The organism is Gammaproteobacteria bacterium, assembly GCA_027296625.1.
GTDB lineage: Bacteria > Pseudomonadota > Gammaproteobacteria > JAKEHO01 > JAKEHO01 > JAKEHO01.
The window spans coordinates 1-4,794 of record JAPUIX010000089.1; the positions used below are offsets into that span (position 1 = coordinate 1).

Annotated in this window: 5 protein-coding genes and 1 tRNA gene; 4 read left to right on the forward strand and 2 right to left on the reverse strand. The window is 52.6% G+C overall.

Annotated elements, in window-relative coordinates; all coding sequences use genetic code 11:
- The first annotated feature begins 64 nt into the window (after positions 1-64).
- From O6944_04820 to O6944_04835, 4 genes are all read left to right on the forward strand, one after another.
- A tRNA-Arg gene (locus O6944_04820) sits at positions 65-141 on the forward strand.
- A gap of 621 nt (positions 142-762) precedes the next feature.
- Positions 763-1,608 carry a cysteine hydrolase gene (locus O6944_04825; GenBank protein MCZ6718460.1) on the forward strand — a complete coding sequence of 282 codons (846 nt, stop codon included), beginning with the start codon at positions 763-765 and terminating at the stop codon, positions 1,606-1,608.
- Positions 1,609-1,697: 89 nt separating this feature from the next.
- The gene (locus tag O6944_04830; protein ID MCZ6718461.1) at positions 1,698-2,273 is read left to right on the forward strand and encodes an OsmC family protein; all 576 of its coding nucleotides are present in this window, start codon (positions 1,698-1,700) and stop codon (positions 2,271-2,273) included.
- Positions 2,274-2,281: 8 nt separating this feature from the next.
- On the forward strand, positions 2,282-2,641 hold the full coding sequence (locus O6944_04835) for an EthD family reductase (GenBank protein MCZ6718462.1): 360 nt from the start codon (positions 2,282-2,284) through the stop codon (positions 2,639-2,641).
- A 505-nt stretch (positions 2,642-3,146) separates the two neighbouring features.
- Here the strand turns inward: O6944_04835 and O6944_04840 are convergent.
- Positions 3,147-3,617 (reverse strand): hypothetical protein, encoded by a 471-nt coding sequence (locus O6944_04840; protein MCZ6718463.1) that lies wholly within the window; start codon positions 3,615-3,617, stop codon positions 3,147-3,149.
- A 316-nt stretch (positions 3,618-3,933) separates the two neighbouring features.
- On the reverse strand, positions 3,934-4,794 hold an 861-nt coding region (locus O6944_04845), incomplete at its 5' end, for a thermonuclease family protein (GenBank protein MCZ6718464.1).

A 4,794-nucleotide genomic window follows, 5' to 3' on the forward strand; every position in this document is an offset into this window, starting at 1 on the left:
GTCTAGCTACTCCGTACTCGTTATTAGTACAATCCGCATTTCGCGAAACACGGCATACAAATTCGCGCCCGTAGCTCAGTTGGATAGAGTACCTGGCTACGAACCAGGTGGTCGGCGGTTCGAATCCGTCCGGGCGCGCCAATTTTTCAATTAGTTACGTGGGAGTAAAATTCATCAAACGCTGAATTCCCAAAACGATTCCCAAAACTCCAAGCTCGGAATTGGGATTTGCGTCCAATCGGGATTGGGGGTAGGACTGCTAGTCCAGCGACGCTCTGGTTGGGAATTAGTGGATCGAGATCGCGTTTCAAGAAATCTAGAAATGTCTGTTTTGGGTCGTTTCCGGACATTCACGAACGTCCGCTTTCGGCCAGAAGCAGACATTCGAGTTGGCCTGAAATAGGGGATTCCAATTCGGTATTAAAGGTTGGCTACCCGTGCCCATTTCCGGTGCGGCATGGGCTGCTTAATGAGTGAGATTTCTTGACCCTGCAAGGGTGCGGTGATCTAATGTTGCGAATGGCAGGTGATGGACGCCCAGGCGGCTTGCTGAGCGATTAAGCCCCCGCTCTGCCCACCCAAACAACCAATCGCTAATTAACCTGCCTTTCGCAGCCCTTTCTGCCTTTTGAGGGGCCTTGCCCTCCGGCCTTAGTTGAAATAAAAACGGGCTAGCGCCGGTCTTGTATGGTTGTTCCCGGGTGTTGGTCGTCTCCCGGGTGCTTTGTGCAACCAAGTAATACAGCTATGGAGGAAGTTCTTATGTGTAACAATCACAAGCATCAACACCATGGGGATCACACGAACTCAGAGGAGGAGCATCCTCGCCGCCGCTTTCTCAAAGCAAGCGCGGCGGCCACCGCATCGATCGCAGCAGTGGGATTAGCCGGATCGGCTTATGCCGCCTCCGATGATCCTTACGCGCCGCCTGATAAGCCCGGCCTGCCGCCCTCGGATATGAAACTGGACATACCAAGAACCGCTCTAGTGGTCACCGATCCGCAGGTAGATTTCCTGAGTCCCAAAGGAGTGACCTGGGGCGTCGTGGGTGCGAGCGTCACCCAGCACAATACTGTTGAGAATATCGGTCGTCTGTTCGCGGCGGCGAAGAAGGCCGACATCACGGTCACCATCTCGCCTCATTATTACTATCCGACCGATAAGGGTTGGCGCTTTGAGGGCGCGCTGGAGAAGCTCATGCACAAGACCGGCATGTTTAACCGACGCAGTGCCTACAACATGGAAGGTTTTACTAACTCAGGCGCGGACTTCATGCCGCAGTACAAGAAGTACATCTTCGATGGCAAAACCATCATAACCTCGCCGCACAAGGTCTATGGGCCCGAGGCCAATGACCTGGTGTTGCAGCTTCGCAAGAACCGCGTCGATCAGGTCATCTTGGCAGGTATGTCCGCGAATCTCTGCGTGGAATCCCACCTACGCGAATTGCTCGAGCAAGGCTTCGAAGTAGCTGTCGTCAAAGACGCCACCGCCGCTGCCAAGGTCCCGGAAGGGGACGGCTATCTCGCCGCCATCATCAACTTCCGCTTTATCGCCAATGCCGTGTGGACCACCGATGAGGCGGTGAAACGGATGGGGGCGGTTTAATCAGCGGACAGAAGACCGCAATGCCTAGACCACTTATGAGGCCCTCAAACACATGACCGCATAATTCCCCACCAATAGAGGAGATCATCATGAGCAAATACGTAACGGGTATGGATCTGGAGAAGCTGGAGGCTTTCCGTTCCGCATTAAAAGAGTCCCCGATTATTCTCGGGCTTGCAGCCCGGGGCATATGGGAAGGCCATTCCGGGCGCAGTACCGTCCACATAGGGCCCTATGAACTCGGCGGTGAACGTATCGACCGCGAGACTCGTCATTACACGATTCCCTATGGCGCCTGGCGCGAGGTCGAGGAGGCCGTTGGTTTCGAGGGGCCGACGGATCGTGCCGAGCCGGTGGAGATGGCATTGGGTGCGATCGCTGCGTGTCTGTGCAACAGCATCGCGCTTAATGCCCCGCGTAACGGCATCAAACTGGAGGGGCTGGAAATCAATGTCCGCACCGAAATCGACCCCAGTGTGTTGTTCGAAGTCAAAGGACCGGAATCGCACACATCGTGCATGCCCAAGATTGTCTCCGAGGTTAAGGTCAAGGGTGACATTTCCGACGATCAGCTAGACACGATCAAGCGACTGATAAGCTATTCGCCGGTGCATGGCATGATCGAGTACGCCAATACGGTGGAATCTAGGGTAACCCGGGCCTGATCAAGCTGGTGTCTGTCCGCCGTGTTGCGGGCGACGGACAGACCACCTCAATCATGGTTAAGGTATTGTTGCTGTTCGGCAAGCCAGTGGATCGGGCGGGGTTCGATCACTATTTCGAGCAAACACACCGCCCGCTGCTTGCCCAGCTTCCTGATCTAAAGGTGCTCCGAATCAACCACGTAGCCGGTGCAGTAACAGGAGAATCCCCTTTTTACCTTATCGTGGAGCTTGAGTTCAGCAGTGAAAAGATGATGAGAAATGGACTCAACTCAGAGTTAGGCCAAACCATGGCACAGGACTTCAGCAACTTTGCCTCAGGTGGCGTCACTGTTTTGCTTTGCCACTCACAAGTCACTTCACTCACTTAGTTCCTACAGTACCAGGAAACACTTGATCTATGTAACAACGCTTGCATCCAGCAAACGACACACTTACTTAGTATCGCACTAACATTAGTCGTAATAATGGGAATACCACGTTTTCAAGCGATCGCAGACAAAACCAGCTTGCTGCCTTTTATCTTTAATTAGAGATCGGTGCTCAAGAAGCCCGCAAACGACGCCCTGATCTTAGTGATGATGCGTTGCTTGAGTTGGTAAAGGCAGTACATGAGCTTTCTAGAAATCGCGCCTAACCCGAAAATCAATATCTAGGATGGCGAAGCGAAGGTACGTCACTAAAGCGACTAAGAGTTGTCCCAAGGCCCGCTTTCGGCCATTAGCGGGCATTCGAGCGCGTGCGGTTCCATGTTCTTGGAGATCGATGATACGCGCGCCAGCGGGGTGGCGGTGCAAGAATTATCAGATCCGTTGTGTACGGAAGGCCGGACAGCCTGCGGTCAAGACGATCTCATCAATAATGTAATCCCCAGCCTCACTTTTTCTTTTTGTGTTTGTTCTTCTTTTTCTTCATCTTTCCCGGCGGGTACTTCTTGACATGCTCTTTATAGTGAACGTAAGGCTTAGTCGTTTCCAGTTCCATCTCGACATAACTGCCGAGACTTACTTTTAACTTGCTCGGCAATGACGCCGAGATCTGCCAATTGTCGCTTTGCAGGTAAAAGTAAAGCCCTCTAGCGGTATCGTAGTAGACGGAATGGGACGGATAATATCGATATTGGTGTTTGGCTCGATATCCATGCGCCGGGGCATGGGAGGGGGGGCCGGCCTTCGACTGTTTTTTCACGCTTTTTTGTTTTACCGGTTCACCGCCTTTCCCCCATTGAATGCTGATACTGCCCCCGGCAAACGCAGTGCTGTTGATAGAAACGAGCACGCCACAGCTGAAAGCCAGCGCGATAGCGAGCATACGGTGTGCATTGAACCAATTCGATAGCATAGCCATGACCTAACCCCTTGTTCTTACGCTGATACCTGTTTGGAGTATAGTTCACCGGCGGGGATCAGGATGGCGCTCATCCTGGGTAGAATGGCCGCGTATCCGACTGGCCAGCGAGCAGCTTCCTGGAAAAAGCGGTTATGCGACCGTTTTAGAACTCAGACGAACGTACGAGCCGTCGCTCGTCGTGAAGGTCTCCTTTGGGTGGTGGTTTCCGGACACTGACGAACGGCTGCTTTCGTGCAAAAGCAGCCGTTCAGAGAGACACAGTGGGAATCCCCGAAATCCGCTTTAGATCAAGTACAGACTTTGCCATTCGGGCTCATTTGGCGCTACCTCTCCATTTCCACGGAGGCACTGGATTCGCTGAATTCCACAATCCGACTCCCTTTGTTTTTGCCCACCTTTCCAACCTGTTTAGTTCGTTTTGTCTTTCTTTCGGCAAATGCCGATAGGAATTTCTCATAACCCACGCGTGTCCCAACGTGACCATTCTTGCGTTCACATTCATCCACTTGGCTTCGTCGCCGTGTTGAACGTAAATTGTGGCAACGGTTCGTCCATACTGATCTTGACCGTGTTCTTCAAGAAGAATCCTGCGACCTCCAATCAGCTTGATTAGGCCGTATTTTGCAATATCCCCCCGATGGTGGTCTTGTTCTGGACAATCGATTGAGTCCAAACGAATCTTGATCTTCCGCCAAAATGTAGCAACGATAACGGTGTCGCCATCAATTACATGATGAACCTTCGCTGTCTGGTAGGGCTTCTTCTGTTCAGAAGCAGTCGTCCCGTGGCCGCTTCGCCGATTTCTCGCATGCGTGACGAGACCGATCACGACGATGACAGCAATCACTGTACCGAGGGCAATCAAACTGAATAGCAGTACTTGATCTTCCATTCTCCCCGCAACCTCAACTTTTCGCGCAGTTTTCGATTCCTTGTACTTCTGCAAGGTCCACGCAAGGTGCTTGACAGCGACTAGTGAGTCCGAGGGCTGGCTCGTAATGGGCAGTTGGTTATCACGCTGAAACTGACGGATCGCTCGTTCCGTTCTTGGGCCCATAACACCTGACTCCAGAGCCATGAGTCTCGTGTTTGGTGGCGTTTGCGGTTGCGGTAAGCGAACATACGGCAGGCAACAGAGCAATACTTGGCATAACGTCGCTTTGGTGTGAATGAC